Source organism: Deltaproteobacteria bacterium, from assembly GCA_016930875.1.
Classification (GTDB): domain Bacteria; phylum Desulfobacterota; class Desulfobacteria; order Desulfobacterales.
In genome coordinates, this window is record JAFGFW010000125.1 from 1 (window position 1) to 25210 (window position 25210).

Consider the following 25210-nt stretch of genomic DNA (forward strand, 5'->3'; position numbering starts at 1 on the left):
ATCTTCCCTGTCGGGCCGAAGCTTCAGCGAAGGCTGATCGTCATTGCGACGTACCGTAAGTACGCCTCATTCCTCAAGATTGCGCCTGACGGCTTAGGAAGAGGCCCGCGCCTTGCATCTGGTCCGCCTCCGGCGGATTACTGTGCCGTCTGTTTGCGGACTTTTTACGAGTCCGTCAATCTCGTTCAAAAATATTTCCTACGAGTTAGTATAGGACAACACAAATATCAAGATGAATTCTCTCCGGCCCTAGTGCACTGTCCTAAAAGTTCTATGCACGATTTTGGCAATTTAACATGGTATCAAATCACAGGAACCACCTCAAAAAATCCGAATACCGAAACTGGCAATCACACCGGTCTAAGAGGTTCATGATAGAATCCGGTCAATCGCTTCAGCCCATCCACTGGGGCCTGATTTCTCCGAATAGACAACAGGGGCGCCACCTGGGATGGATTCCCATTCTCCTGTTTTTTTTCTGATTACAACGGGTATGTCTACATTCATGAGCATAGGGATATCATTGGCGCTGTCTCCCAGTCCGATACTCATCAGCTTCGTGCCGGGGTATGTCTGTTCATACAGTTTTCTCACGATTTGCACTGCCTTTCCCTTGTCGTTGTGGCCCATCAAGTGGTAAAAGCGACCTCCCCTGGTAATCTGCAGCCCCTTCTTATGAAAGAGATCTTCAATGACCTGAAGTGTTTCAGCACTATCATGGAAGAGGAACGGTTCGGAATATTCACGCATGGCAGCCAATCTGGCCTCCTCAACGGGAAGATCAGTATGAGCGCTAATCTCTTCAATCGTCATTTCGGAAAACCCTCTCATTCTGAACTTCCCTTCATCCTTTATTTCCTTCCAGGTGTCGCACAACACACCGTAGGACACGCCTAGTTCCATCACCTGATAAGATCCCTTTTCAACAAACCCCTTTTCTGTCAAATTCAGGATGTCATTCGGAACAAAAATTGCAGCCCCGTTTTCTACGATAAAGGGGGCTCTGAGGCCTATGCGGAGACGAAACACTTCGATCTCAAGTCGTGTCTTGCTGCTGCAGATTATCACGGGGATCAATCTTTGCCTGAGTGCCTCCAAGGTCGCCCGGGCATCATCAAACTCATAAGTGTCATAATCGATCAGAGTTCCATCCAGGTCGGTAAAAATCACAATTTTTTTCATGTCGGATTTGCCTGGTTTCCATCCAGAAATGGATGCGCACTACCCAATGAACAGTTGACCTATGCTTCTATATATAATATAAATATGTTTCAAAATGCCATGGTTTTTTTGATTTTCTGCTGGAGACAGGGCCGGTGTCACAAGGGGGAGGATGATGCATATAGAAGAGAATCCGCACGATGTTCAAGCTGCTGACCTGATTGTAGGCATACCTTCGTACAATGAAGCAGACCTCATTTCTTTCCCTACCCAGAAAGCAAGCGAAGGTCTTGTCAAGTATTTCGGGAGCAAGAACAGCGTAATCATTAACTGTGACAACGATTCCAAAGACGGCACCCGCGAGGCCTTCATGAAGACCCCCACAGAAGTTCCGAAGATATACCTATCAACGCCGCCAGGTGTCACAGGAAAAGGAAACAACTTCAAAAATCTGTTCCGAAAGAGCTGTGATCTGGGTGCACAGGCCGTTGTTGTGGTAGATGCGGATCTTAAGAGCATAACCCCACGGTGGATAAAAAACCTGGGAGAACCCCTTTTTGAAGACTTCGGATTTGTCGCACCCCTTTATGTCAGACACAAGTATGACGGAACCATTACTAACAATATCGCATATCCCATGACACGCGCGCTATATGGCCGCAGGGTGCGTCAACCTATTGGCGGCGACTTCGGCTTTTCCGGTGAACTGGCCGAGATTTATCTCTCGCACAACGATTGGACGCCGGCCATAGCGGCGTTCGGCATCGACATATGGATGTCGACCATAGCTATGTGTCACGGCAAATCGATTTGCCAGTCTTTCATGGGACGACCCAAAGTTCACAAGCCAAAAGATCCGGGGGAGTCATTGGGTCCGATGTTCGTGCAGGTCGTAGGAACTATCTTTGATATGATGATAGACAACTGCGCTTTCTGGAAAGAGGTCAGGTGGAGCAAACCAACGGCCATTTTTGGGTTCGGATTGGGTGAGATGGAGATGCCTCCCCCGGTTGACGTGAACATCGAGCGGCTTTATGAGAAATTTCAGGCAGGTTTTGCTGATTATGGTTCCTTTTGGAAGGAGGTCCTTTCAGCCAATCTTTCAAAGAAGCTCTCCGAGGTCAAGGAACTCCCGTTGGCTGGTTTTGAATTTCCCGCTAACCTGTGGGCTGAGATGTTAATCGATTTTGCAGTGGCTTATAAGCATTGTAAAGATGGCAAGCAAAAACTGATGGAAAGCATAATCCCGCTCTATTTCGGGCGGACCTGTTCCTATGTTATTGAGTCGGAACCTATGACGATTCAGCAAGCCGAGGAACTTATTGAGGATCAATGCGGCGTTTTTGAATACAGCAAATCCTATTTGCTGAACAGATGGTTTGCATAGATTGCAGCGGAGGCCCCTATGAAAAAAATTCTCATTGTTGACGACGAAGAAGTTATTCGTATCCTCTATACCGAGGAGTTGGAGGAAGAAGGCTATGAGGTCGTCACGACAGGAAGTGGTCACGGTCTGATAGAGGTTATTGAAGTGGAAAAGCCGGATCTTGTTGTCCTGGACATTAAAATGGCTGAGCATGACGGGTTGGATTTGCTGCAGGACATCAGAAAGGACTTTTACAATATTCCTGTGGTTCTTTGTTCTGCTTACTCTTCCTTTAAAGGGGATCTGAAGTCCATAGCAGCTGACTACTACGTGGTAAAGAGCGCAGACCTGAGCGAGTTGAAACAGAAGATAAGAATGGCGTTAGAAGGACATATTCCACACCAATCCACTCAGGAATGATCCTCTGAATGTTATTTTGGAGGGGCTATGAACCCTGAAATTTTCAGAAAATATGACATTCGCGGGATTGTGGACAAGGATATCACTGAGGAAGATGTGGTCTCTATTGGAAGAGGGGTTGGCACCTACCTTAGGGCTGAAAACCGCTCCCATGTTGTAGTGGGGCAGGACTGCCGGTTGAGCTCTGACCGCTATGGCAAGCTTTTGGTGGATGGTCTACTTGCTACAGGCTGTGATGTTGTGGAAATCGGGGTATGCCCTACACCGGTTTTTTACTTTGCTATCAGGCAGTTGAAAAAGGAAGGCGGGATCATGGTCACAGCCAGCCATAACCCCCCTGAGTATAATGGGTTTAAGCTGTGCAGTGGTTACGACACCCTCTTTGGAAAGCAGATACAAAGAGTGCGACAAATCATAGAGGAGGGCAGTTTCACCCATGGCAGCGGAAGCGCCGAAACAGTGGATGTGGTTAGCCCTTACAAAGAGTTCTTGAAAGGAAATATCAGGATTGTCAAATCACTTAGGGTTGGCGTTGATGCTGGCAACGGCACTGCCGGAGTAGTGGCCGTTCCCATTTTAAGGGACTTGGGCTGCGAAGTTTTTGATCTTTATTGCGATATGGACGGCACTTTTCCCAACCATGAGTCGGATCCTACGGTGGTCGAGAACATGCAGGACCTGATAGCATTAGTTCACGATAAGAGACTTGATGTAGGCATCGGCTATGACGGCGATGGAGATCGCATAGGCATTGTTGACGAAAAGGGCAACATCATATGGGGCGACCAACTGATGATCGTATTTGCCAGGGAGATCCTTTCTCGCAAGCCAGGGGTCACATTCATTTCAGAAGTGAAGTGCTCCCAGACTCTTTATGATGACATTGAGAAACACGGTGGCCGGGCGATCATGTGGAAGACCGGACACTCTCTTATTAAACAGAAAATGAAAGAGGTTAAGGCAGAACTGGCCGGCGAGATGAGCGGGCACATGTTCTTTGCCGACCGTTACTTTGGTTATGATGACGCAATCTATGCCTCGTGCCGTCTACTGGAAATTCTGGCAGTGACTGGCAATACGATTTCCGAACTCTTGAGTGACGTGCCAAAAACTTATACCACGCCTGAGATCCGTGTGCCGTGCCCGGATAACAAGAAATTTCTGTTGGTAAAAGAGGTTACAGAATATTTGCGTCAGCGACACGAGATCATCGACATAGACGGCGTACGTGTTCTTTATAGGGACGGCTGGGGGCTGGTTCGGGCCTCCAATACACAGCCTGTGCTGGTCCTGAGATTCGAGGCCCTTTCCCCTGAGCGGCTTTTGCAGATCCGAGAAGAAGTGGAAACGATTGTGGCCGACATTGAAAAAGGCCTTTAGTCCGTTTTTTGTTGACTTTTCAAAATGTTATTATGTATTAACCAATATCTTTTTCTTATCTTGAAATCAAAAACACGCAGACGGAGGGGGCATGAATAAATCAGGTCTCGTAAGCGCTTTGCAACGGGAAGGAGCCATTAGCAAGGCAAAGGCTGAGACTGTCATCAATATTTTTTTTGATGCTATGTCCGACGCTCTGGCAAAGGGTGATAGGGTTGAAATCCGCGGTTTGTGCAGCATCTATGTTAAGAAATACAAGGGCTATGTCGGAAGGAACCCAAAGACCGGAGCCCCCGTTGAAATACTGCCAAAGACGCTCCCATTCTTCAAGTGCGGAAAGGAACTGAAAGAACGGATTGATTATTGACCTCAACGTATTTCCTCAAGTTCTTCTTTTCGGACGCATGGATGAATGCTCCGTCCCGTCAATCAGACGTCTAATGTTGTCAGCATGACGGGCAAATATGAAGAATGCCATGAGGACGGCACAGCCTGTTATGGGGATAGAGTGCGTGCCAAGCCAAATACCGCAGGGGAGCACTACTGCTGCAGAAAGGGAGCCTGCAGAAGAATATCCCGTAGTGCAAAGGGCAAGAATATACACCAGTGCGCATACAAGAAAGACAAGGGGTGACATGATTAGGACACAGCCTGCAGCAGTTGCCACACCCTTGCCTCCTTTGAAGCCTAAAAATACCGGGAAAAGGTGACCGGTAAAGGCCGAAAGAGCTACAAGGCAGACCCACAACTCACCCTTCCAGTCAGAGATATCCACCCAGCACACAGCTACGAGTACCGGAATAACACCCTTTAAGATGTCCCCGACAAGCGTCATGATCCCGAGCTTTTTCCCTGCCAGGCGATAAACATTGTAGGCCCCAATATTTCTACTCCCTGCCTCTTGAATGTTCACATCGCTAAACGAGCGCGTAAAGATCACGCCCCACGGCACAGAACCAAGGAGATAGGCAAATAGCGGCAAGATTATGGCCTTGGAAATCATGCTGGTTGGCAATACGGAAAGCTTATTCGGGTCCGGGAGCAGCGTTTTTCATCTCTGCCTGACATATGGCGATGTACTGTATGGCCTTGTAGTGAACGCCCAAGTCGGGATAGGATTCAATAACGGTCTTGAAACGTTCCAGGGCAGCCTTGTAGTGTTTTGTTTTATAGTAGAATATCCCTATGTTTAATTCATGCTCAGCCAGATTCTTGTTGCAGACCCTAATGTGTTCTTCGGCCTTTTTGGCAAAAGGGCTCTTGGGATAGCTGTGAATCAGTCGTTCAAAGGCATGGACTGCCTCCTGGGTCGCGGTCTGGTCCCTGTCAATGATTTCGAGCCGGTCAAAATGGCACCGACCTATCTGATAAACCACATAAGGGACAGCTTCGTTCTTCGGATGAAGGTTTTCGAATTCTTCATAAGCAAAAATGGCTTCCTCGTACTCCTTGCGGTAATAATAGGCATCGCCAAGTTTGAGTTCGGCAAGAACAGCATATTGGCTGAATGGATACCAGTCCTTCAGTTTTTCAAAAGCCTCAATAGACTCCCTGTAATCTTCGTCCCTAAGGGCCTCCATCCCTTCTTCGGCGAGCTCTCGTGCAGTCTTCTCCTCTTTTGTCTGGCTAAACCAGGCACAGCCGAAAAACTGGATAGTCACTCCGAAAATGACAATAAGTTGAAGGCCTTTTTTGAGATTCACAAAAATGTCCTCATCATGAGTCGGCCAGCTTTTTTGCATATCCTGCTGCCTCCAGGCCTGCCACACACCCTTCGCCCACTGCCTTGGCTATCTGCCAGGGCTGCCCGGTAATATCTCCTGCGGCATACAAACCCGGAATATTCGTTTCCTGCTTCTTGTTGGTTTCAATAAAGCTAAAGGTCTCTGCGTCGAAAATGACCCCGAGGTTGGCCGCCAGCTCCATGGCGCCCTTTGCACCCAACTCCACAAAAATACCGTCCACTTTCAGGCTCTCGCCGTTAGTCAGCAACACCTCTTCCACTTCGTCGCTTCCAACTATCTTTTTGACCCAGACGTCATGGATAACTTTGACGTCACTCTTCTTTAGCTGGTCGTGGAGTAAATCACTGATCCTGAGTTCACGACATACCAGGTGAACCTGTTTAGCATAGCCCAAAAGGGTTATAGCGCCGGTTGCAGCTGCGCTTTCATTTCCCACCACCACCACATCCAAGCCCCTGAAAAAGTTGGCATCGCAATCTACGCAATAGCTCACGCCCCGACCGACAAGCTCCTTTTCTCCTTTCACGCGGAGCTTTTTTCGAGAAACGCCCATGGCAAGTATCAGCGCTTTGGACCTGAAGGTCTCGCCGCTCTCAGTAATCAGGGTGAAGAGATCATTCTCGCTTTTCGTTTCAATGATGTCCTCTTCTATAAATACCGCTTCAAAGCTCTCCGCCTGCTGCCTGCCGCCCTCCAGCAGATCTTTGCCGGCAACCACTTTTTCAAAACAACAGAAGTTAGCCACGTGAGCCTTGTAAAGGCTGCTCTTTTCCGGCTTCCCAAAAACCAACACCTTCGCCTTTCTCCCGGAAGCGTGGATGGCAGCCTGAAGTCCGGAAGGCCCGCAGCCAATGATGGCAACATCGCACGAATTGGGGGGCATTTCACAAGGCCTTTTTCACAAATTCTTCGATGTGGGACTTTGGCACTGCGCCAACGACTTGGTCAAGGACCCCGCCATCTTTGAACAGTATAATGGTAGGGATAGCCCGAATGCTATATTTCGTTGGCGTGTTAGGGCTCTGGTCTACGTTGCATCGACCAAAAATCATCCTGTCTCCATATGTCTCTTCCAATTCCTTGAAGATCGGGGCGATAGCCTTGCAGGGTCCGCACCAGGGCGCCCAAAAATCCACCAGAGCTGGTTTCTCTGCCTTCAATATCTCTGATTCAAAGTTACTGTCGTCAACGTCCAACAAACCTTGCTCTCCCATAATTTCACTCCTTTTCTATTCATATGCTTACTCAAGAGAGAAGTCCCGAGTTTCTTTTGTATAGGACACAGGATATGGTTTGTCAACTTGAACAGACATCGATTTCAACAATAACAAATGGCACATTTCGGCCGGCTTTCCTGCTTGACACCCGGGCAATACGATGTTACTTAGTTTCCATTCAGAAATGGCCCTTTTCCGTAATCGCCGTCTTCGCCATAGTAGCCTTCTTGGCTACGACGGCTGAATCGGCGTCAATCTGCGGGATCGCTTGTGCGGCGTACCAATGTACGCCTCCGCGCAATCCCTTGATTTCCTTGACCTTGCGAAAAATTGCTCATTTTTGAATTGGAAACTGCGGGCCGTTAACTCAGTCGGTAGAGTATCTGCCTTTTAAGCAGAGAGTCGCGCGTTCGAGCCGCGCACGGCCCACCAGTGCCCCCATCGTCTAGTCTGGTCCAGGACATCCCGCCTTCAAGCGGGGCACACTGGGTCAAAGGCAGGTCGAAGATCTGCTTCGCTGGAACGGGAACGAAACGCTACATACTGTGTCCCCATCGTCTAGTCTGGTCCAGGACACCGGCCTTTCACGCCGGCAACACCGGTTCAAATCCGGTTGGGGACGCCAATGCCTATCAAGGGATTTGTTGAGCCTTCAGCAAGTCCCTATCACCCTCCTCAAGAAATCTGCCCCTTCCAAGAGACAACTCCCCATCCGCGCACTGCAATGGTCATGGCCAAAATTTGGTGAAGACTTCGCGGAGAGATGACAAAACATAACCTTCCGATTCTGCGACCATTGTCCTGTTTACCTCTGTTCCATAACCTGGTATGAGGCGACTATATTGTAGATCCATTCCATTGTGATGGAGTTGTTCTAATGTCTCATCCTACCGTAGCACTCGTTAAAGGCACTGACCGGTGCCAGAATATTGCTCAGGCGCTTAACCGGCTGGGCAAAGATGCGGTTTCAGGGGCACGGCACGTGCTGAAACCCAACTTTGTTTCCACTGAGGTCCAGCTCGCCGCCACACATCGAGAGGCTGCCAGGGCAGTTATGGATTGGGAAATTCAGCATTCCCAATACTCATTAGATTGCCGACAACCATTAGTGCGTAACACTTGTCGAGTTTCTTGGCGTACGAATTCGACTTGTTTTCTTGCAAGTAGGGTGATAAGAATAATAGGGTATGGGAGGTGGTAAATCATCCAAAATATCCTTTCATTTCATCCATATGCACTCCTACCCGTTTTTTAACTTCAGCGATCATTGCAGCATCTAGTTTCAGGAGACGGGCAGACTCTGCTCCTTCCACATCTATCTGCGTCTCCCCAGCCAGATTGTAACCCATTGACTTCACAATCAAGTTGGCAAGATGAACAACAAGCAGCTCCTTTGAAATGGAATTGGCCTCCTCCAGGTGATCATGATAGGTCACGATATCCACAGATTCCTTTGAGAATTTCCATTGTTTAAGCAGGGCGGCGCCAAACCTGCCGTGATTTGTATCCACCGTGTTGAACAATTCTTCGGAATCGATTTCTTTCCCAATTTTCTTCATCATCTGCAATTCGCCAACAGCCTGGAAAAGCACTAATTTTCCGATGTCGTGCAGCAGGCCCATGGTGAAGGCATCCTCTGGCAGGTCAAGCTTGAGGACTTCACAAATAATTTGTGCAGCGTATGCACAGGAGAGGGAATGTTCCCACAACTTCTCTATGACTTCTGACAATTGCTTGTTCTTGATAAAATAAAGGGTCCGGTTAGTGATCACATCCACATATCGCTTAGTCGTAGTAAGTCCCAAACGGCCAACGGCCTGTTCCAGGGTCTTGTTCTCTGCCACTCCCCGATAGAAAGCAGAATTGGATATGCTGATAAGCTTGGAAGAAGTGGCTGCATCTTGCTTCAAAAGATAAGCAATCTCTTGAAGATTAACCCCTTTACTGACCATCTCTTTGAATTTCAAACTGATCTGAGGAGGCGAAGGGAGATTGATCTCCCCACGTTTGAAAATAAAAATGATCTGGTCAAGTATGTTTACGTTGCTGCCACCAGTCGCTCCCTGTACATCTTCATTACCGGCATTTCCGAGACGCGCTTCCAGCTCTTGCACCTGCTCTTTCAGGGCAACGATATTCTGCTTCGTCTCTTCCTGTTCCTTGAATTTCTCTAAAGCCATCTTGATCGAGAGGTTGAGCACCTGATGATAGTCACCCGCTTTCACCACGTAGCTGGAGGCGCCCAGCGCCACAGCTTCAATGGCATCTCTGACGGCTTCCGGGGGCGAAAGAATCAAGACAGGCCGATTCACGTTTCTAAGAATTCCCGCCAGATACTCCTTTCCATGATGCTCTGTGAAGCTATGGTCCACAGCAACCAGGCTGGACTTACTCACATTGTCAACCAGTCCATTTGGAGATTTCGTAGCAGTAACGCTGTACTTTTGACTGATGGTTTTCATGATTTCACGAGCTTCAGTAAAGTCTACAGTCACCAGAAGCACTGGTTTCATACGTCACTCCCTTTGCTCACGGATTTCTATTAACCAAGTTTCCAAGGACGGAAACCCGCGGAGAAGGCCGACCATCGGTACAAAGCGTCACTCACGGCGACCCCAAAAAACCATTTCCGGACAGACACTAGCTAACACATGCTTTCTTGAAAACAGAACATCATACATCAAGATTTGGTTCAGCAGGAAGTATGCCATAATTCCAAAAAAGCTTTATTTTATATGAAGCTCTCCGCAGCAAGTCGGCGACGCGCCATCGCTTTTGGACTAAACACTCTTACCACATAGCTATGACAGATACGGTCATCGTTCGTTGAATTTCTCGTTGAACCAGTGGTGGAATTGGGAAGAACAGATACAAAGCGATGAGATGAAAATCATGCCCCACAAGCTTAAATCACATATGAGCTGTTGCATTCTGGGCAAGCCAAGACCGACTCAACAGACTTGCTGCCCTGGATTGGAAAAAGGGGAATAAAAAAAAGGAAAAAGTGGTTTATCCAGCGCACTTCTTCGAAGATCTGGGTACGACCGCATTTGGAACAGTATTTCTCACGTTTTAGGCCGCCGTCGACCTTCACTTTGCGTGGTTTGGTGCCAAGAATGATGAACATTGGGGATTACCACTTTCTTGGAAAGTTTTTGGCCATGAATTCTGAACCAAGCCCTTGTTGGATGCAGGCAAGAGCTTCATAGGGGAAGGTCGGAATCAGCGTGTCAGATTTTTACGAGCTCATAGTCCCTGCTTCCAAGTCCGATCTTTTCCGCATATTCCAACTGGATCTCCCAGTCAACCTTCGGATAAAGGGCCCGGAACTTGTCCTTGCCGGGTTTGACGTTTTTGGTAAGTGAAGAGTTTTTCTGACCCTCTGCCTGGTTGACCAAGTCGGCTGAAGCCTGGTCAATGGCAACCGGGTCGTTTGAGGCAACAATGCCGATGTCGGCCACAATTGGAGCATCGTTGTAGGGATAGCAGTCGCAAGCAGGTGACACATCGGTAATGAAATTAAGAAAGGTAGCCCTGCCCTCTTTTCCCTTCAGAACTCCGGCCATGTACTCCACCATGTTTTCCAGAAAGACCGGGATGGCCTGATCCCATTGGATCTGAATGGCCTGATTCGGGCAGATGATAATACACTCACCGCACCCGACGCATTTTTTCGGGTCGATCCTTGCCTTTTCATCGACCAAGGAAATAGCGTTATGGGCACAGTATCCCACGCAATCACCGCAACCTTGGCATTTTTTTCTTTTCACCTTGGGGGAGACTGTGGAATGCTGGGCCAATTTTCCTTTTCTGGAGGCGCACCCCATTCCGAGGTTCTTGATCGTGCCCCCGAAGCCTGAAAGTTCATGGCCCTTAAAATGCGCAGCGCTCACAATAACGTCTGCCCGGACGATTTCAGAGCCTATGTGGACCTTCTTGAATCGGTTCAAGCCCACAGTCACGGCCGTCTCGTTGCCACCTCTCAGGCCGTCGGCAATGATTAAGGGGGCGCCGACCACAGCATAAGCAAACCCGTTTTGAATAGCTGAGGTCAGATGGTCAACCGAGTCACTGCGACTTCCAACATACAGGGTATTTGCATCAGTCAAAAACGGTCGGCCTCCCGCCTCCCTGATGCTGTCAATGATTCTCCGGATAAAGACGGGTCGTATATAAGCGGTATTTCCCGCCTCTCCAAAGTGGAGTTTCAGGGCCACGAGGGCATCTTTCTTGACCTTGTCCGCCAAACCCACAGCATCCAGGAGGCCCTTGACCTTAGAGAGAAGGTTTTTGGTATATGTGGTGCGAAGATCTGCAAAATACACACGACTTTTCATAGTGTTCCTTTCTGATCTGACACAGCATTGTCATCATTATTCCGCATAGAGAATCATGCGCTTTAAGTCAAGCAAATAAGGGCATGTGCCTGCTTTACGCCTCAAATCTTCTGACAGTCGATTCCACATACCTTCCAGAAAAAGCCTTTTCTATGCAAATATGCTTTGCTAAAGAATCAGTCCAATGCCATTCTATGTTTCAATAAAAGGGAGGAATAGATCATGATACTTGCCGTAATGAGTGATACCCACGACAACATTTGGAATGTGCGAAAAGCTCTTGCGTTGATCAAGGAGCACGGGGCTGAGGGCATTATTCACTGCGGGGACTTTGTCGCCCCCTTCGTCCTCAAGGAGCTTGATCAAGCAAAGATTCCGGTGCACGGGGTATTTGGCAACAATGACGGAGATCAGTACCTTCTGACCAGACTCTCCTTTACTGAGCTTTCCTATATCACGCTGTACGGCCTGACCGGGGAATTGGAGGTTGGCGATTTCAAGGTTGCCTTTACGCACTACCGGACCATGGCAGAGGGTTTGGCAGCTAGCGGCCGGTTCGATCTGGTCTGTTTTGGGCACTCGCACGAGGCATACCTCGATAGGGTGGGGCATACGGTGTTGTTGAATCCTGGGGAGGTTATGGGAAAAGACGGATCCCCTGGATTCTATCTGGTGGACACATCAGGGCCCACCTATGAGCGGGTTGACATCCCAACGGGATAGCAGCCCGGCAAATCAGCGCTGTTTGAAGCTCTCGGCCGTCAGTTTCTGCCAAGAAGCGGTATTGGCGTCTGCACTGCCCGCCAACACGCCGTTGCTTTGACTGATTTTCGCATCTGCGCGCCAGAACGGATAGGAAAATCCTTTCACGTTTCTTCCCCTGCGTTTCCGGACGCTGCTCAAATTTCCAGATCACCGAAGTCGCGTCGTGAGTTTTCAAACGAGGAAAATTGCTTGATTTCCATGACAGAAGTGGGTTAATATAAAAATAATCAATAAAGGGCCGTCTTTATTGGCGGCCCGGTTTCGTTCTGAGGGAAAATCCATTTGTCAAGAGTGGCAACCTGAAGTTTGGAACTATGAGAATTTCTTTGAAAGGAGGGTGTCATAATGGCCGATGGAACTGTAAAGTGGTTTAATGAGCGCAAAGGCTACGGCTTCATTGAGCAGGAAGATGGCCCGGATGTATTCGTTCATCATTCAGGGATCAATGCAACCGGTTTCAAATCTCTCAATGAAGGCGACAGGGTAACCTTTGATGTCGAGCAGGGCACAAAAGGTCCTTCTGCAGTGAATGTGACTGTCGTCTAGGTCGCTTTTCGAGGCCGCAACAGGGCATTCCATCAATTCAGATGGAGTGCCCTTTTTTTTGTTGATCAATGGGTGAATTTCGAGGGATGATTTCTGGTGCCTGGGGCGGGGATCGAACCCGCACGAGGACAGGCCTCAAGGGATTTTAAGTCCCTTGCGTCTACCAGTTCCGCCACCCAGGCAACTTGCTGAAAGTATTGTAATCTTGGGCTTTCAGCCGGTTTGCGTAAAATACTTTCAACGGTCAAAAAACGTCAAAACTCTACATGCTCGGTAGTGAATAGTAAAAAAACCCTCCCAACGCAAGAAAAAGGCGTCAGTTGCCAAAACGCGGGCATGAACCCTTTCCAGGTCATGATGCATGCCTAACGCCCTCTATCCGTGCAACCAAAAACAATCATGCCACATTCGACCATCCAGCAAATGCCCTGTTTTGTTCTCGTTAAGTCCTCCCCGCTGCTTGAAAAAGAAAGGCATCCCAGCAGCCAGGCGCTGATTGCTCATGGCAGCCATGAAAGAAAGGCCCCTGCGGAAACCACATGATAAATGCTTGAGTCAATCTTAACCTGGCGGTAAATACCGCCGGGCCTCACAACCTGAACCACTTGTTTGCAGTTGAGAAGCCGAGAAAACCGTTGGAGCGGTTTTGACACCCGGGTATCGTTGAATTTGACCTCTGTCATCATCCACGGTGCATTATCCCGCGTAATGAGGGCATCGACCTCGCGCTTTTCCCGGTCCCGCAGGTACCACAACCTGAATTCTCCCAGCCCAAAATCGGTCCAGACATGGCATGCCTTAAGAAGATGGGACATAATAAAATTCTCAAACCGGGCCGCTTCATCCCGGACTTCCGACCAATCCCAGAAATAATATTTCTGTTCCCGTTTGATCGCCCTTTGCAAACGCCGGCTATATGGTTTTACGCCATAGATATAGTAAAGCCGCTCTAAAGTGGCAATCCACCCCCTCACTGTTTCAAAGGCAATACCAAGATCCTCTCTCAGTGAATTCATGGATAGCGGAGTGGCGATCCGAGGGTTGAGCAACTGAACCAGGTACTCAAGCCGGTCTACGTCTTCTATACGGGTTAAATCCCGCACGTCTTCATGTGTGATTCGTTCGCGCCGGGAACGCAGCCATCTTCCGTGAAATGTTTGTTCCTGTTTCAGGTAAGGCTCTGGAAATCCCCCAAGATGCAACAGGGGATCAATATCTCTATCTGTTATTTCACCCTCGGCAAAAAGGTCCCAACCTTCCTCGGGTCCCGTAAGAGAATCTTCCATTGTTATTCCCTGAACTTCCCCAAGGGAAATGGGATGCATTCGATAAAGAAAATAGCGACCCAGCAGGCTGTCGCCACCTTTTTGATACAAATCCAAACGTCCGCTGCCTGTCACCCAAATGGCCGCGTCATCCCCATGTTCATCATAAAACCCTTTCAGCCAGGATTTGAATCGACGCATCTTGTGCAATTCATCAAAAATGATCATTGGCCGTTTGTGTGGCCGCCGCCATTCTGCCAACAGGTCTTCCCCGCTGAATATGCTTTTGCGATGACTGGCAATATCCCAGTTAAGATACACGCCTTTGTCCTGCCAGGTTTTCAGCGTCTGTTTGGCCAAGGTCGTTTTGCCCACCTGCCGGGGACCCGCCAAAAGCATCATTTTTTCGGGCGGATGCGATTCCTTAAGCCACCTCATCAAGCGTCTTTTCATGTCCGACATTGTCAGATAATCATGTAAAATTGTCAAGACTTTTTCAGATGATCATCTAACTTTTTCAAATCCTTTGCATCAAGCTCCTTCAGCGGGCTTTTTTGATTGTGGATATTTCCGCCAATGTTCAGGTCTTACATCATGAATCCGGCAAATGTACTTGTTCTTTCCTTATTCATGACTACAGCCTTGTTCAAACGCAAGGGGGCACTGATAGTCTGTCAGCTAGTTTCCATCCCGAAATGGCGATCTTGAGAAACTCGCTAAGATCGAGCCCTGTATTTCCTATTTCTGTTCAGAGTGAAGGCCGACGAGACTTATCTGTAAGCCCGCCCGTGCTTGTCGTTCCGGAAGCCACGTGATGATTTCTTGTTGCAGGGCGGCCTCAATGCTCTCTTTCGCCTTATCAAAATCAAGGTCTATAGGATGTCCGTCACTATTGTGTTTCCCGGGAAGATCAAAACGGTTATGCGAGTAAACTTTTCCGTCATTAATGTCATAACAAAGATTAAACAGGCGACCTTTGAGATACCCCTTTTCGTCGCGTCGTTGAACAAGGTAGTGGGCATATATCTTATTCACTTCTTTGTTACCGCATACACTTCCCTGAAACTTTGGCTTTCGAACTTGCTTCATCAGGGCGTCAACGAGAGGATGTCCGATACCGCCTATTTCGCAGTTTCTTGTCCGCGTGGCCAGATCCCGATCGAAACAGATTCGTTCGTACCGTGGCATGAGATGATAGTTCCGTTGCAACGAATCAGGCGGCAAGATGCTCCAGAACTCGCCATCAGGGATAGCCGCCCCCCCAAGTCGCAGAATGGCCCTTCGAACCCATTCCCCCATTTGATCTAAGGTATATCTCCCCTGTATTCTCCTGAAATGTTCGAGATTGAAGCCGCTCAAATCTTGGCTTAAGGAGGCCAAAGCCTCGCGCGCCTTCACAGCGTCTTCGAGCATGCGCTGCATCTCAGCCTCTGTCCACTCATAGTTTCTGTCCAGCAGAGCACGCTTGTATAGTTTCTGATAGTCGGGGCGACTTCCAAGAAATCCGAGGATCTCGCTCCGAAAATCCTCCACAGGCCGGCCTTCTGCATCAACCTTGCCTATGGTATGAGCAATTTCCTGGAGTTTTCTCTCCAGAAGCATATATATGCGCTCTTCCACTGTGTCCTCAGCAATCAGGCTGTACACCTGAACCGTTTCCTGCTGCCCGTAGCGGTGCACCCGGCCGACTCTCTGTTCCACTGCCATAGGATTCCATGGCAAATCATAATTAAAGACAATACTGCCAATCTGAAGGTTAATTCCCTCGCCCCCCGCTGAAGTGCTGATCAGGAACCGCGCCCCATCCTGGGCCCAGAAGGCCTCTATAGCTGCTATCTTGTCCTCAAGAGGTCCTCCCTTGATAGTGGCGATATGTTCTTGCCCAAAGATACTCGCCAGTTCATCTCGCAGGAATGCTAAGGTATCCCGGTATTGCGTAAAAATAATGAAACGCTCTTTTGAATCTGCACGGGAAAGTTCACTGATAGCTCGCACGAGAGTATCGAAGCGCCGATCTGTTCCTGTAGGCACAAGGCCGATCAGTTCTCTGACCTTCTCGATTTCATTGGGAATGTCAGCTTCGGCAAAGACGCCATCTTCCGCCTCCTCATCAGCCTCAAGAGACCACTCGGTAGTTTCATAACTTTCTTGGATTTTCTTTAACAACCGGTGGCGAATTCTCAGTACGTAAGCCTCAGCTTCACTCTTTTCATGGACTCCCAAACCCAAAATCTGGGTAGCCAGATCAAACATCTCGTCTTGTATTCGCATGATCTCTTCGGCCACCTGAGCCCCTTTTCGTCTTTTTCCCTCCAACTCTAACTGTCTTCGGGTAAGCAGCACCAACAAACGTCTCCGCAAGGCGTTGTGAATTGCCCTGGGACTCGAGGACATGATCTTTTGGAAGGTAGCCATGACGAATCCGATAGCTCGTTGTTCCCTGGTAGTGCGTTTCTGGTTTATGCCTGCTGCATTGTACCCCTCTCGCAAGTAATCACTGAGTCTATCGTAAAAATAGCGCTCTCTGGGTGCCAGGCCAAAAAGTTCTGTGTGAACTTGCCTGCGTCGAAAGATGGGATTGCCGTGCACATCCGTCACCTCTCGTTTTGTCCTGCGGGTCATAACCCGGCCAAGCAATCCCCGGTGATTCCGCAAGGCATCAGATGTGGCAAATAGCTGGTCATTGAGAAGTTGAATCATGGACCAGAATTGATAGGCATCACCCTGATGGGGCGTAGCAGACAAAAACAACAGGTCTCGTGTATGCTCCTTCAACATCTCAGCCAGCTTGTAATTCTGGGTGACGGTCTTTTTCTTGCCTGTTTTCTTCCTTGACAGATGGTGGGCCTCGTCGAATACGACTACGTCCCAGGGAGGTGCGCCCAAGAGTCTTTGAACTCGTCTGGGCATTTTTAGAGTGTCAATTGAGGCGATAACCCTGTGGTGGTTTTCCCATGTGGCGGAACCAACATCCGAGAAATCGAGCCCGAGGATCTCAAAATAAAGTCGAAAATTAGTTTCCAGCTCCTGTTGCCAGTTTTTGATGAGGCCTGCTGGAGTGATAATCAAGATGCGCTCAGCCTCGCCCCGTGCGATCAACTCTCGAAGGGCCATTCCCACTTCAATTGTTTTGCCCAGCCCCACCTCATCTGCAATCAAAAGGTGACGATCCGCCATATCCACAAGATCATGCACAAGCAAAATCTGATGCGGCAGCAAATTGACCCTGCTGGCCGTAAGCTCTCCACCGTTATTTGAATGAATGAGCTCAAAGGCCATTTGCTTCAGTGTATAGTCATCCGGATCGTCAAAATCTCCATTTCTCAGCCGATCCCACAGATCACCCGTTTTTGCCAAAAGCTCAACAGGAATGGTTTCAAGCTTCCGGCCCTCAGTCGTATCAAACACCACATCTGCCTGGTAGATACCGGCAACCTCAGCAACACGCAATACTTCACCCGCACCCAAGTCAGGTCTGGACGGAACCGACACGCGGTCATTTGTTGTCACGTCAAATCTGGCGTGGTATGCTGCTGCTTGCTCGGTCATAAAATTTCCTTCAATGTTGAAATGGAATGAGCTTAGGTCAAATTAAATCCTACAAAGTAGTATTCATTTCCGTCTCGACCGCTTTTTAGCGGTGGGGTGTCGAAAATGCGTCGAAGGGAAATACGCCTTCCTCCGCCCAGTTCAAACCAGAAATCATCAGCGCTCTTGAGGGTCCTCCGAAAAACAATCTGAACCTTAATCCTGCGCTTTTCCATTTCATTGGCTTTTCTTGCCAAAATATAGTGGATAAATCCCTCCACTTCCTCAATATGATTGCCTGCTGCGATGAGGACTTCTTCAAGGCCAACGAGCAGCAACTTGTGCCCTTCGGGAAAAGGGAAGGGGGTGTACGCCTCATATTACGTTACGAACTTGGTATCCGGATCATTTGTATGGTCTTTGTAAAACTCGGCTATCAAATCGGTGGAAGTTCCGTCTGGTTTGAAGGCGGGTTTGAGAGCGCCAAGGAGGATAGCGCGGAAGACACACGAGGCACGTCTCGCAAACCATTTGTGCATCTGGTAGATGGGCTTGAAGGAATTCCTTTCCCTCACTGCAAGACGATTGATCTCCACAATCGGAAAACCAACCTCAATGGCCCTTGGTATGGTGTGTGTGTCACTCATTCCGTAATTTCTCGTCACCCCAAATCAGCACGTAAAGGATTCCGACGGCTTACGTCACTTTTCAAATCCTTTGCATCCAGTTTCTTCAGCATGCTTCTTTGATTGTGGATATTTCCGACAATGTTCCGGTTTTACATCGTGAATTCGGCAGATGTACTTGTTCTTTTTTGGTAGCTTTCTCAACCAGGGGCATCTGTGGACATCATCTCCTGTTCTTGGATTAATCCAGATATCATAGACAAATTGACCATCACCCAATGATATTGGGTCAACCCATTCTAATATATCTTCTCTCCCTTTTTCTTCCCAGAGTTGGACATCCTCGTCAGTTGCACATGTCGTGAAAGCATCATAGAGATTTAAGCAGCAGTTCCCGCATTGTCTACACTTAAAGTCTTCCGGGGGCATATGACCTCTGAACTTTTTGCATACCTTTACTCAAAAAGACTCCTTTGCGGATCAGCAGGCAGATGCTCTTTATCCATTTCCTTTTTCACCCACGTCAAAACCTTGTCTGCAATTTCTATTGCTTTGAAATAATCGTCTTCATCCACTGGTTCATAGTCTCCCCGATAACGAGTTTCTACTGCGTAGCCTGTCAGTATCTTAGCGTTCTGCACCTCCTCGGGTACGGTTACGTTCTTTTCTTCCAGTAGTTCAATAAGGTAGGCTATATCATGCGTTTTGGGAAAGACGGTCTCATAAATGACACACAGGGATTTCAAAGCCTTTTCTATAGCTTGCTGAGCGTCAAAACAAAGGTCTTCATAAAGGATCTCGGATGAAACCCTGCCTGCCTTTGCACGAGCCATGTTGCTCTTTGCCCTTTTCAACCATGTATTTGCTGTTTCAAGATTTCTCATAGACCATCCTTCCATTCTTTGCCGCTTCAGAATAAATCAGGTAGGGGTCCGTCTTCAAATGCTCATACTTATCTAAATCAGCTACAATCACGTCTACGGGGGCTCCAAGATTTTTAAAGCTCAGGTATATCTTTTGGGTTAATGCGCGTCGTTTTCTCACACCTCTTTTCAATACAAGAAGGTCATAATCGCTTTCTGGCTTCTCATCCCCTCTTGCATGAGAACCAAACAAGATAATCTTGTCAGGTTCGGCTACCTGAACAATTGTCTTTATTGCCTTTTCTAATGGATCCTTCATTAAACAACCCCCTCTCTGCCTTTGAGCCCGGGGATATCGCCCTACGCTCGACCATCCAATACCCGGCCTGTCTTTTTTCTTGTTTAACTCTCCCCACTGCCTAATCCGGACAAGCCGGATAAGCTCAAAGCTGAAAGCAAGAATGAACCGTATTCATTTTTCCTCACACCGAATAGCCTTTCTCACATTTTCTCACTGTGAAAATCAGAAGATCTGTGAGTAAGTCCCTCTCCATGAGCCCTTAGGTCCTCAAATCCGACGGCGAGGCAACCACAGGCTCCGGTATTTGTTGAAAGGCTGCATCTGCTGAAACCAGGACCTCAGCTCCGAGGCGCAAAGCAGTGGCAAGCACCACGGAGTCATTTGTCAAAAGACCGTATTTTCTCTGAAGCTCAAAGGCATCCTCAAGGAGGTCCTTACGTGTGCAAGGTTCAAATCCGAGGCCCAGGTCCTGAAGTGCGGCAATTTTTTCTTGATATATGGAAAGGCTTTTGACCACATCAGGCTTTTCAAAAAGCTGTCTAGCAGGAAATCGGCCGCTAATCCGGCCGAGCATCACGGCCTCGGCAAGCATTAGTTTATGGGTTAGTTCCTGCCATACAGTTTGGGGCAACACGCCGATCAGTTCCCCGCTGGAACAACGCCGCAGTAGCCTCTGGGCTTGGGCTGAAAGGTTTTGTTCCGCGTAAAGGAGCACATTGGTGTCAATAACGCACAGGCTGCCGCTTTGAATATCGTCAAGGTTCATACGTCCCAAGTATCCTCTTTAAAAATTTGCTGAAACTGCTCCCTTGAGAGCTTAAGGGGCCGCTCGCAAAAGATCTGATATGCCGCGTCGCGCTCTCTTGGCTTGGGAACACGCTTGCTCAGATAGGAAACGAGAGCGTCCTGGATGAGGTCACTCAATGGTCTGCCTTCATCTGTTGCCCGATGTTTGGCAAGTCTGATGACCTCTTCCTCGATGAGTGTGCCGATCTTCTTTTTCATCGATATTAACCCTTCTGTAATAATTCACCACAGAGATGCCGAGAACACTGAGATTTTCCTTTTTTTGCCAATCGGGAGACGACGATTGGCAAAAATAACCCAAGCCTTCGGCCATTAATTGCGCCTTCCTGTGAACTGTCTGACGTCCATGGAAAATGTCCTTTTAGGTCAAATCCGCAATCCGTATTGTTTTCAAGGCGTCAGCCGCAAATCTAAAATCCGAAATACTATAGCATAGGACCCAGTACCACCCACGGTGTGAGTATTTCCATCAAAGAAATCCCTCCATGTCGGTATAATGACTGTGATGCGGAAGGGGCCTGGGGTCTATTATGGCATCGGCCCTTGATTGCCCCAATCCGCCGTGTTCGGTCAACCCAGATATGAGGATTGTTCTCAGGCAATGCTTCATCTTCTGCAAACTTCCTGTATCGTTTCCCTTTGAGAGGACGATCAATGCTTTCGAGATTCTGATCACTGAAACCTGCACCCAAGAATATATAACCGTGATCACTTGTAACCAAAATGGTCCGTTCCGGAGGAATCGCTTGAACGGTATTTCTCCAGACCAGATCAAACCCGTCCCAGATCCCGTCATACATTTCTGCGCTGCAAGCGGAACTATCCATAAATCTGAGGTCTGGAAAGCGAGACCATAGTAATATGCCCCCTGATTCGTCACAAATAGTCTGGACCTCACTTGGCGTTTGAAAATAGTGGCAAGAAATGCCCTGCTCCTGAAATTCATGCCTTTGAACCAATTTGGATGGTCCGGTGGCCGGCAGTTCAAAGCCAAGCCGGTCACCGACAAACCGTTCCGTCGAGCTGGGTATGGCTGATCGTCCGCAGCAGATCGAAAGTGCCGGCCTCTTTGAAGCCTCGGCAAGAGTTAGTAAGCGGGGTACTTCCCTGATGGAACACCCGTCAAAAACAACAACACCGCCATCAGGATGCTCTGACAGGAAACCGGCGATGGTCACCGCGTTTCCACGGCTTGCAATCAGTTCATCGAAGATGGAGTCAGCGGCCGACGTGAGCAGGGATTCCGTTTCATTGACGAGTTTTTCTCCTGCTTTCAAATAGAGTGAAGGAGAAGAGCCACACTCAGCAAAGCGGTCAGCCGTCCAGACATCATTGAGCAGCCAATTTTCGATCTTCGGAAGGCGGGGGCCTGGTCGCGTCAATTGATCAATAAGATCCCTGTATAAAGCGCTCATTGCTCATCTTCCATATTATTGGAATCACCTATTTGCGATGACGTCTCCGTTTCAATGCTAAGTCTTGCCTGATAGGTGGCATTCTCAAATCTCGGCAAAGATTCGCATCGAGTTTCAACCTCAGCCTTATCCATAGGGCCCGGACAAGTAATTCTTAGTTGGACCTCAAGACTTCCGGGACCGGTCAACGCACCCCGCAGCGTGCTTGGATACCCCGTCAGATCCACATCTTCATGATTTGCGAAGATGCTCAAAACGGCCTTTTGGATGCCTGGCCCCTCAATGTCCTGGACTCTCGTAGCAATCTCCTTTCGCAGCTCCTCTGGTGAACGACAGGCAATCGTACTCCTTTCTTCAAGGGACACTGAAGGCATGGGAACACCAGGCTCAGGTACTGGCTCAACAGGAATTGGAATGGTCCGTGTGCCCTCAGGTGATTCAGGAGCAGAGGGCGGTGGTGTTGCGGCTGGCCAGGGTGGAGCCAAAATAGCCAGTGGAAGCTCTCCTGCACCAAGCACTACATGCTCACCACAAAAGTTGCGACGCGTATGCCGGAGTCCAAGAATGCGGTTGCGATCCTCAACAAGACCAACAACAGCATCTGAAATGGCAGGTACGGAAAGGGGAACAGGATATCCGAGGGTGCTTCGGTAGAGATCTTCCACCTGCGAAATTGTTTTTCCAACAAGTGAATCTATACGCTGAAGTATGTGCTCTTGAATGAGGGGTTCGGGATAAATATGCGTCCTTAAATACCTCAGCACTTCTTCTTTGTTCCATGCCTGGCCAAGGGATTCGAGCTCGAAAACAGTATCTTCAGGACGGTTGGACCACTTTTCAATACGAACATACATGCCACCCGATGCCTTAATGGTATCCCGCACATTCCTGCGTTCTTTACCTGCTATGGTCTCATAACGCTTCCTGCGTTCCGCTGATGCGGCTGATGGCGCAAGATCATCGGCAGATATTGATTTCTTGGCAAAGGCAAGAAGGTCACGATTTGTGAAGTGGTTGGCGTTGTCATCCCTTGGTTCAAAGAGGAGGATCTGATTCCTTTTTTCAGCGCCAAAGTAAAGGCTATGCCGTTCCACGTCAGACAGACGCCGCGGAGAAAGTACATAACGCAGAAAATTTTTAGAGAGGCTATCTAGGGCCGACTTTGTTGTGTCAGGATCTGAAAACAAGACCGTTTGCTTTGTATCGCCGAAGAGATCCTGCTTCCATATCTTTTGTATCTCATCCCTTGCACGTTCGTCTTGAATATGTATGGTGGCAAGAGCAACCTTTGCATATTCATTTTCTTCCAAATCAAAAAACAATCGGCCTTCACGTTCATGAAAGAATGAACCATAAGTACGAAATGCCTGGAGGCTGCTTTCAAATTGATTTGGATCACACCCGGGCTCTACCACATGTCGGACCAGCTCTTCACGCGAGACTCCGCGCATGCGGCCCGCTGGCGCCAGACTGGCGAGCATGACGGCTGAAGCCAGGAGCTCCGCATGGGGTTGACTCGATAGATCACGCAGGTTTGAAGCAGCACAATTGATTAACGTGGCTGCAGGATCGAGATCTTGCAAACGATCTGCGCAAGCATGGTCAGTAAGCTTGCAATGAGCCGCTGTAAGTAGAAATGACCCGGAAGGCGTGGCGTCTAACATGGCGGCGAGCAAGCCGAGTGCACCGCGCGTACCTTGAAAGCCACCGGATTCAGTGATACGCTCAAAGATAAGTTCAATAAGTTCGGGTAAGAAAGGATAAGCGCTCTTCAATCTTGAAAGGTACTCGTCAGAAGTATCCACGCCGAGCCGTTTCCATATATTGACATAGGACCGGATCAGAGCATCGGCAGCCGCTTGGTCGTAGGTGTCAGCATCGGCAAAAAGTCTGTGGCGTACAACTGCCGCACGATCATCAGGACTTCGAAACCGCAGCTCAAGGCGCGGGACACGCTTCAAAGTGGCCCCGGGTTCATTGGTGCCGTCATAAATCGCCGCAAACAAGCTGACCTGTGGATTTCGGTTAGCCTCTTCTGATACCATTTGGAGGAAACTTAGGTTCTGGCTTTTCCGGGCAGGATCAGTGATATTGGACATACCCCTTTCCAGCTCATCAAAAATGAGGATAAGCGGCCTGTTTGACAGGGCCTTTCGAAATTCATTCAGCGAAGGCGGTCGACTTGATTTCCAATCGGCACCTAATTCTTGCCCAAGTGCTGTCCACAACGAATCAAAAGGAAGCGTTTGATCGGTGAATTTTTCAACAATAACGATAGGATCTTTCGGGGGAGACCAGGAGAACCCCAAAGACTTCATCCATGGAGAAGTTTTTTCAGCGTGTTGGAAAAGATGGTATGCGGTCAGTAACCCATGGGATTTGCCAAGCCCTTTTACTGATTCAGCCAAAAAGGTTCCAGTTTCACTGGTATCTGAACCACTTGGGCCATAACGGCGACTCAATGCTCGAAGCATTGCGCGGATATCTGAGGAGGGATAGGTCAAACTGAAGAAGGCCTCGGGATTGCGCTCCATGCAGTTTTCTGGCCCTGATCGGATCTTCTCGAGGTCTATGACACTGTCAAGGTGCCGGGCTGATTTGTATCGTTTTTTCATAATGCGGAAGACTAGTATAGACTTCTTGCAGTGTCAAGAAAAAATGAACCATTTAAGAAATCGTAAAGGCGTGCATTACACCATGGCAAAGACACGCTGTGCTATATAGCACCGGACCTTTGCTTTCTACGATTTTGCCCAAGCTCTCTTTAAGCGCCTTTGGTCGGTACCCCCCTACTCCGGGGGCCAGTTGATGGCTTCGAATAACCACAGACGTGAAATCGCGATAGGAGATCCCCTCCAGTTTCTTATAGAGCAACCCCTTTCGCGGCTTGCCCGTAAATGTACACCTGTCAAAGGGTTCCACACAGTTATCAGGACAGACAAAATCTGCGTAGCTGATAAATAGCTGTCCATCCGTCCCTCTTACGGGATTTGGAAGCATGGCCTCTATCTCTGCCGGGACAGGAAATACTTCCAAACAGCCGTGTTCCGACATCTTCAGGCGGACCCACTCGAATGCCAGATGTATGGGCACGGCCGGGATAATCCATTCCGGCAATGGTTCCGTATCAAGGAAGACCTTGAGAAGGGAGCCGCCTTCGTGACAAACCTGTTCCACCTGAAGATGGCTCAAGCGGGACAAGGCTTCCATGTTCTGATCCACGATTGTGAGCCGGGCTCCGGGCCTCTTGCGGTGGAGCCTTTCTGCAGCCTTGGCGCCGAACTTACCAGCCCCGATGATCAAAAATGTTGCTCGCCCTTTAGTACTCTCTTTCACAGATACCATTCGTGACTGTCTCGTAAAAAGTCATCACTCCGGTGAAAACCGGAGTCCATAGTAGTTGCAACTAACTGATATAAATAGATTCCGGCTTTCGTCGTTCGACCCTGAGGCTCTCGACGGGCCGGA

The 25210-nt window shown here is 48.7% G+C and carries 25 protein-coding genes and 3 tRNA genes; 8 read left to right on the top strand and 20 right to left on the bottom strand.

Annotation, left to right across the window (positions count from 1 at the left end):
- Window positions 1-369: 369 nt before the first annotated feature.
- Window positions 370-1182, bottom strand: coding sequence for an HAD-IIB family hydrolase (locus JW883_11195; GenBank protein MBN1842833.1), 813 nt, complete (start codon window positions 1180-1182; stop codon window positions 370-372).
- A gap of 151 nt (window positions 1183-1333) precedes the next feature.
- Here JW883_11195 and JW883_11200 point away from each other — a divergent pair, with 151 nt between their 5' ends.
- The 4 genes from JW883_11200 to JW883_11215 all read left to right on the top strand — a co-directional run bounded on the left by JW883_11200 (window position 1334) and on the right by JW883_11215 (window position 4694).
- Window positions 1334-2548 carry a glycosyltransferase gene (locus tag JW883_11200; protein ID MBN1842834.1) on the top strand — a complete coding sequence of 405 codons (1215 nt, stop codon included), beginning with the start codon at window positions 1334-1336 and terminating at the stop codon, window positions 2546-2548.
- An 18-nt stretch (window positions 2549-2566) separates the two neighbouring features.
- Window positions 2567-2947, top strand: coding sequence for a response regulator (locus JW883_11205; protein MBN1842835.1), 381 nt, complete (start codon window positions 2567-2569; stop codon window positions 2945-2947).
- 27 nt (window positions 2948-2974) lie between these two features.
- Entirely contained in the window at window positions 2975-4327 is a 1353-nt protein-coding gene (locus JW883_11210) for a phosphomannomutase/phosphoglucomutase (GenBank protein MBN1842836.1), read from the top strand.
- A 91-nt stretch (window positions 4328-4418) separates the two neighbouring features.
- Window positions 4419-4694: an integration host factor subunit beta gene (locus tag JW883_11215; protein ID MBN1842837.1), complete on the top strand. Its 276-nt coding sequence runs from the start codon at window positions 4419-4421 to the stop codon at window positions 4692-4694.
- A gap of 15 nt (window positions 4695-4709) precedes the next feature.
- Here JW883_11215 and plsY read toward each other — a convergent pair whose 3' ends face one another.
- The 4 genes from plsY to trxA are packed head-to-tail and all read right to left on the bottom strand — an operon-like array spanning window position 4710 to window position 7286.
- Window positions 4710-5330, bottom strand: a complete 621-nt coding sequence (gene plsY, locus JW883_11220) for a glycerol-3-phosphate 1-O-acyltransferase PlsY (protein ID MBN1842838.1) — start codon at window positions 5328-5330, stop codon at window positions 4710-4712.
- A 22-nt stretch (window positions 5331-5352) separates the two neighbouring features.
- On the bottom strand, window positions 5353-6069 hold the full coding sequence (locus tag JW883_11225; GenBank protein ID MBN1842839.1) for an outer membrane protein assembly factor BamD: 717 nt from the start codon (window positions 6067-6069) through the stop codon (window positions 5353-5355).
- The gene (locus JW883_11230; protein ID MBN1842840.1) at window positions 6044-6955 is read right to left on the bottom strand and encodes an FAD-dependent oxidoreductase; all 912 of its coding nucleotides are present in this window, start codon (window positions 6953-6955) and stop codon (window positions 6044-6046) included. Before JW883_11230 ends, JW883_11225 begins: the two co-directional genes overlap by 26 nt.
- 1 nt (window position 6956) lies before the next feature.
- Window positions 6957-7286, bottom strand: a complete 330-nt coding sequence (gene trxA / locus JW883_11235; protein ID MBN1842841.1) for a thioredoxin — start codon at window positions 7284-7286, stop codon at window positions 6957-6959.
- 359 nt (window positions 7287-7645) lie between these two features.
- On the opposite strand from trxA, the gene JW883_11240 reads away from it, so the two are divergent.
- Both JW883_11240 and JW883_11245 read left to right on the top strand, forming a co-directional pair.
- A tRNA-Lys gene (locus JW883_11240) sits at window positions 7646-7721 on the top strand.
- Window positions 7722-7836: 115 nt separating this feature from the next.
- Window positions 7837-7914, top strand: a tRNA-Glu gene (locus tag JW883_11245).
- Window positions 7915-8491: 577 nt separating this feature from the next.
- On the opposite strand, the gene JW883_11250 is transcribed toward JW883_11245, so the two are convergent.
- Window positions 8492-9802: an HDOD domain-containing protein gene (locus JW883_11250; protein MBN1842842.1), complete on the bottom strand. Its 1311-nt coding sequence runs from the start codon at window positions 9800-9802 to the stop codon at window positions 8492-8494.
- Window positions 9803-10519: 717 nt separating this feature from the next.
- Entirely contained in the window at window positions 10520-11626 is a 1107-nt protein-coding gene (locus JW883_11255; protein MBN1842843.1) for a DUF362 domain-containing protein, read from the bottom strand.
- 222 nt (window positions 11627-11848) lie between these two features.
- Between JW883_11255 and JW883_11260 the strand changes: the two genes are divergently transcribed.
- Complete coding sequence (locus JW883_11260; GenBank protein MBN1842844.1) at window positions 11849-12349, top strand: metallophosphoesterase; 501 nt, start codon at window positions 11849-11851, stop codon at window positions 12347-12349.
- A gap of 387 nt (window positions 12350-12736) precedes the next feature.
- Window positions 12737-12937 carry a cold-shock protein gene (locus JW883_11265; protein MBN1842845.1) on the top strand — a complete coding sequence of 67 codons (201 nt, stop codon included), beginning with the start codon at window positions 12737-12739 and terminating at the stop codon, window positions 12935-12937.
- Between the two features lie 94 nt (window positions 12938-13031).
- Here JW883_11265 and JW883_11270 read toward each other — a convergent pair.
- The 13 genes from JW883_11270 to JW883_11330 all read right to left on the bottom strand — a co-directional run bounded on the left by JW883_11270 (window position 13032) and on the right by JW883_11330 (window position 25087).
- A tRNA-Leu gene (locus JW883_11270) sits at window positions 13032-13119 on the bottom strand.
- Between the two features lie 318 nt (window positions 13120-13437).
- Window positions 13438-14655: an ATP-binding protein gene (locus tag JW883_11275; protein ID MBN1842846.1), complete on the bottom strand. Its 1218-nt coding sequence runs from the start codon at window positions 14653-14655 to the stop codon at window positions 13438-13440.
- 285 nt (window positions 14656-14940) lie between these two features.
- On the bottom strand, window positions 14941-17751 hold the full coding sequence (locus JW883_11280) for a DEAD/DEAH box helicase (GenBank protein MBN1842847.1): 2811 nt from the start codon (window positions 17749-17751) through the stop codon (window positions 14941-14943).
- Window positions 17752-17783: 32 nt separating this feature from the next.
- On the bottom strand, window positions 17784-18068 hold the full coding sequence (locus tag JW883_11285) for a hypothetical protein (GenBank protein MBN1842848.1): 285 nt from the start codon (window positions 18066-18068) through the stop codon (window positions 17784-17786).
- A gap of 42 nt (window positions 18069-18110) precedes the next feature.
- On the bottom strand, window positions 18111-18377 hold the full coding sequence (locus tag JW883_11290) for a DUF1156 domain-containing protein (GenBank protein ID MBN1842849.1): 267 nt from the start codon (window positions 18375-18377) through the stop codon (window positions 18111-18113).
- Window positions 18378-18431: 54 nt separating this feature from the next.
- Window positions 18432-18785 carry a YkgJ family cysteine cluster protein gene (locus JW883_11295; GenBank protein MBN1842850.1) on the bottom strand — a complete coding sequence of 118 codons (354 nt, stop codon included), beginning with the start codon at window positions 18783-18785 and terminating at the stop codon, window positions 18432-18434.
- 26 nt (window positions 18786-18811) lie between these two features.
- Window positions 18812-19240: a HEPN domain-containing protein gene (locus JW883_11300; GenBank protein MBN1842851.1), complete on the bottom strand. Its 429-nt coding sequence runs from the start codon at window positions 19238-19240 to the stop codon at window positions 18812-18814.
- Complete coding sequence (locus JW883_11305; GenBank protein ID MBN1842852.1) at window positions 19227-19538, bottom strand: nucleotidyltransferase domain-containing protein; 312 nt, start codon at window positions 19536-19538, stop codon at window positions 19227-19229. Before JW883_11305 ends, JW883_11300 begins: the two co-directional genes overlap by 14 nt.
- Before the next feature lie 241 nt (window positions 19539-19779).
- Window positions 19780-20286, bottom strand: a complete 507-nt coding sequence (locus JW883_11310; GenBank protein MBN1842853.1) for a type II toxin-antitoxin system VapC family toxin — start codon at window positions 20284-20286, stop codon at window positions 19780-19782.
- Complete coding sequence (locus JW883_11315) at window positions 20283-20525, bottom strand: hypothetical protein (protein ID MBN1842854.1); 243 nt, start codon at window positions 20523-20525, stop codon at window positions 20283-20285. Before JW883_11315 ends, JW883_11310 begins: the two co-directional genes overlap by 4 nt.
- 227 nt (window positions 20526-20752) lie before the next feature.
- Window positions 20753-21742 carry a hypothetical protein gene (locus tag JW883_11320; GenBank protein ID MBN1842855.1) on the bottom strand — a complete coding sequence of 330 codons (990 nt, stop codon included), beginning with the start codon at window positions 21740-21742 and terminating at the stop codon, window positions 20753-20755.
- Entirely contained in the window at window positions 21739-24357 is a 2619-nt protein-coding gene (locus JW883_11325; protein MBN1842856.1) for a hypothetical protein, read from the bottom strand. Before JW883_11325 ends, JW883_11320 begins: the two co-directional genes overlap by 4 nt.
- Window positions 24358-24409: 52 nt before the next feature.
- Window positions 24410-25087, bottom strand: coding sequence for a potassium transporter (locus JW883_11330; protein ID MBN1842857.1), 678 nt, complete (start codon window positions 25085-25087; stop codon window positions 24410-24412).
- Between the last annotated feature and the right edge of the window lie 123 nt (window positions 25088-25210).

Excerpts from the sequence above, each read along its gene's own strand:
- JW883_11195 (MBN1842833.1), bottom strand. The coding sequence starts at position 1,182 with ATGAAAAAAATTGTGATTTTTACCGACCTGGATGGAACTCTGATCGAT.
- JW883_11200 (MBN1842834.1), top strand. The coding sequence starts at position 1,334 with ATGATGCATATAGAAGAGAATCCGCACGATGTTCAAGCTGCTGACCTG.
- JW883_11205 (MBN1842835.1), top strand. The coding sequence starts at position 2,567 with ATGAAAAAAATTCTCATTGTTGACGACGAAGAAGTTATTCGTATCCTC.
- JW883_11210 (MBN1842836.1), top strand. The coding sequence starts at position 2,975 with ATGAACCCTGAAATTTTCAGAAAATATGACATTCGCGGGATTGTGGAC.
- JW883_11215 (MBN1842837.1), top strand. The coding sequence starts at position 4,419 with ATGAATAAATCAGGTCTCGTAAGCGCTTTGCAACGGGAAGGAGCCATT.
- plsY (MBN1842838.1), bottom strand. The coding sequence starts at position 5,330 with ATGATTTCCAAGGCCATAATCTTGCCGCTATTTGCCTATCTCCTTGGT.
- JW883_11225 (MBN1842839.1), bottom strand. The coding sequence starts at position 6,069 with ATGCAAAAAAGCTGGCCGACTCATGATGAGGACATTTTTGTGAATCTC.
- JW883_11230 (MBN1842840.1), bottom strand. The coding sequence starts at position 6,955 with ATGCCCCCCAATTCGTGCGATGTTGCCATCATTGGCTGCGGGCCTTCC.
- trxA (MBN1842841.1), bottom strand. The coding sequence starts at position 7,286 with ATGGGAGAGCAAGGTTTGTTGGACGTTGACGACAGTAACTTTGAATCA.
- JW883_11250 (MBN1842842.1), bottom strand. The coding sequence starts at position 9,802 with ATGAAACCAGTGCTTCTGGTGACTGTAGACTTTACTGAAGCTCGTGAA.
- JW883_11255 (MBN1842843.1), bottom strand. The coding sequence starts at position 11,626 with ATGAAAAGTCGTGTGTATTTTGCAGATCTTCGCACCACATATACCAAA.
- JW883_11260 (MBN1842844.1), top strand. The coding sequence starts at position 11,849 with ATGATACTTGCCGTAATGAGTGATACCCACGACAACATTTGGAATGTG.
- JW883_11265 (MBN1842845.1), top strand. The coding sequence starts at position 12,737 with ATGGCCGATGGAACTGTAAAGTGGTTTAATGAGCGCAAAGGCTACGGC.
- JW883_11275 (MBN1842846.1), bottom strand. The coding sequence starts at position 14,655 with ATGAAAAGACGCTTGATGAGGTGGCTTAAGGAATCGCATCCGCCCGAA.
- JW883_11280 (MBN1842847.1), bottom strand. The coding sequence starts at position 17,751 with ATGACCGAGCAAGCAGCAGCATACCACGCCAGATTTGACGTGACAACA.
- JW883_11290 (MBN1842849.1), bottom strand. The coding sequence starts at position 18,377 with ATGAGTGACACACACACCATACCAAGGGCCATTGAGGTTGGTTTTCCG.
- JW883_11295 (MBN1842850.1), bottom strand. The coding sequence starts at position 18,785 with ATGCCCCCGGAAGACTTTAAGTGTAGACAATGCGGGAACTGCTGCTTA.
- JW883_11300 (MBN1842851.1), bottom strand. The coding sequence starts at position 19,240 with ATGAGAAATCTTGAAACAGCAAATACATGGTTGAAAAGGGCAAAGAGC.
- JW883_11305 (MBN1842852.1), bottom strand. The coding sequence starts at position 19,538 with ATGAAGGATCCATTAGAAAAGGCAATAAAGACAATTGTTCAGGTAGCC.
- JW883_11310 (MBN1842853.1), bottom strand. The coding sequence starts at position 20,286 with ATGAACCTTGACGATATTCAAAGCGGCAGCCTGTGCGTTATTGACACC.
- JW883_11315 (MBN1842854.1), bottom strand. The coding sequence starts at position 20,525 with ATGAAAAAGAAGATCGGCACACTCATCGAGGAAGAGGTCATCAGACTT.
- JW883_11320 (MBN1842855.1), bottom strand. The coding sequence starts at position 21,742 with ATGAGCGCTTTATACAGGGATCTTATTGATCAATTGACGCGACCAGGC.
- JW883_11325 (MBN1842856.1), bottom strand. The coding sequence starts at position 24,357 with ATGAAAAAACGATACAAATCAGCCCGGCACCTTGACAGTGTCATAGAC.
- JW883_11330 (MBN1842857.1), bottom strand. The coding sequence starts at position 25,087 with ATGGTATCTGTGAAAGAGAGTACTAAAGGGCGAGCAACATTTTTGATC.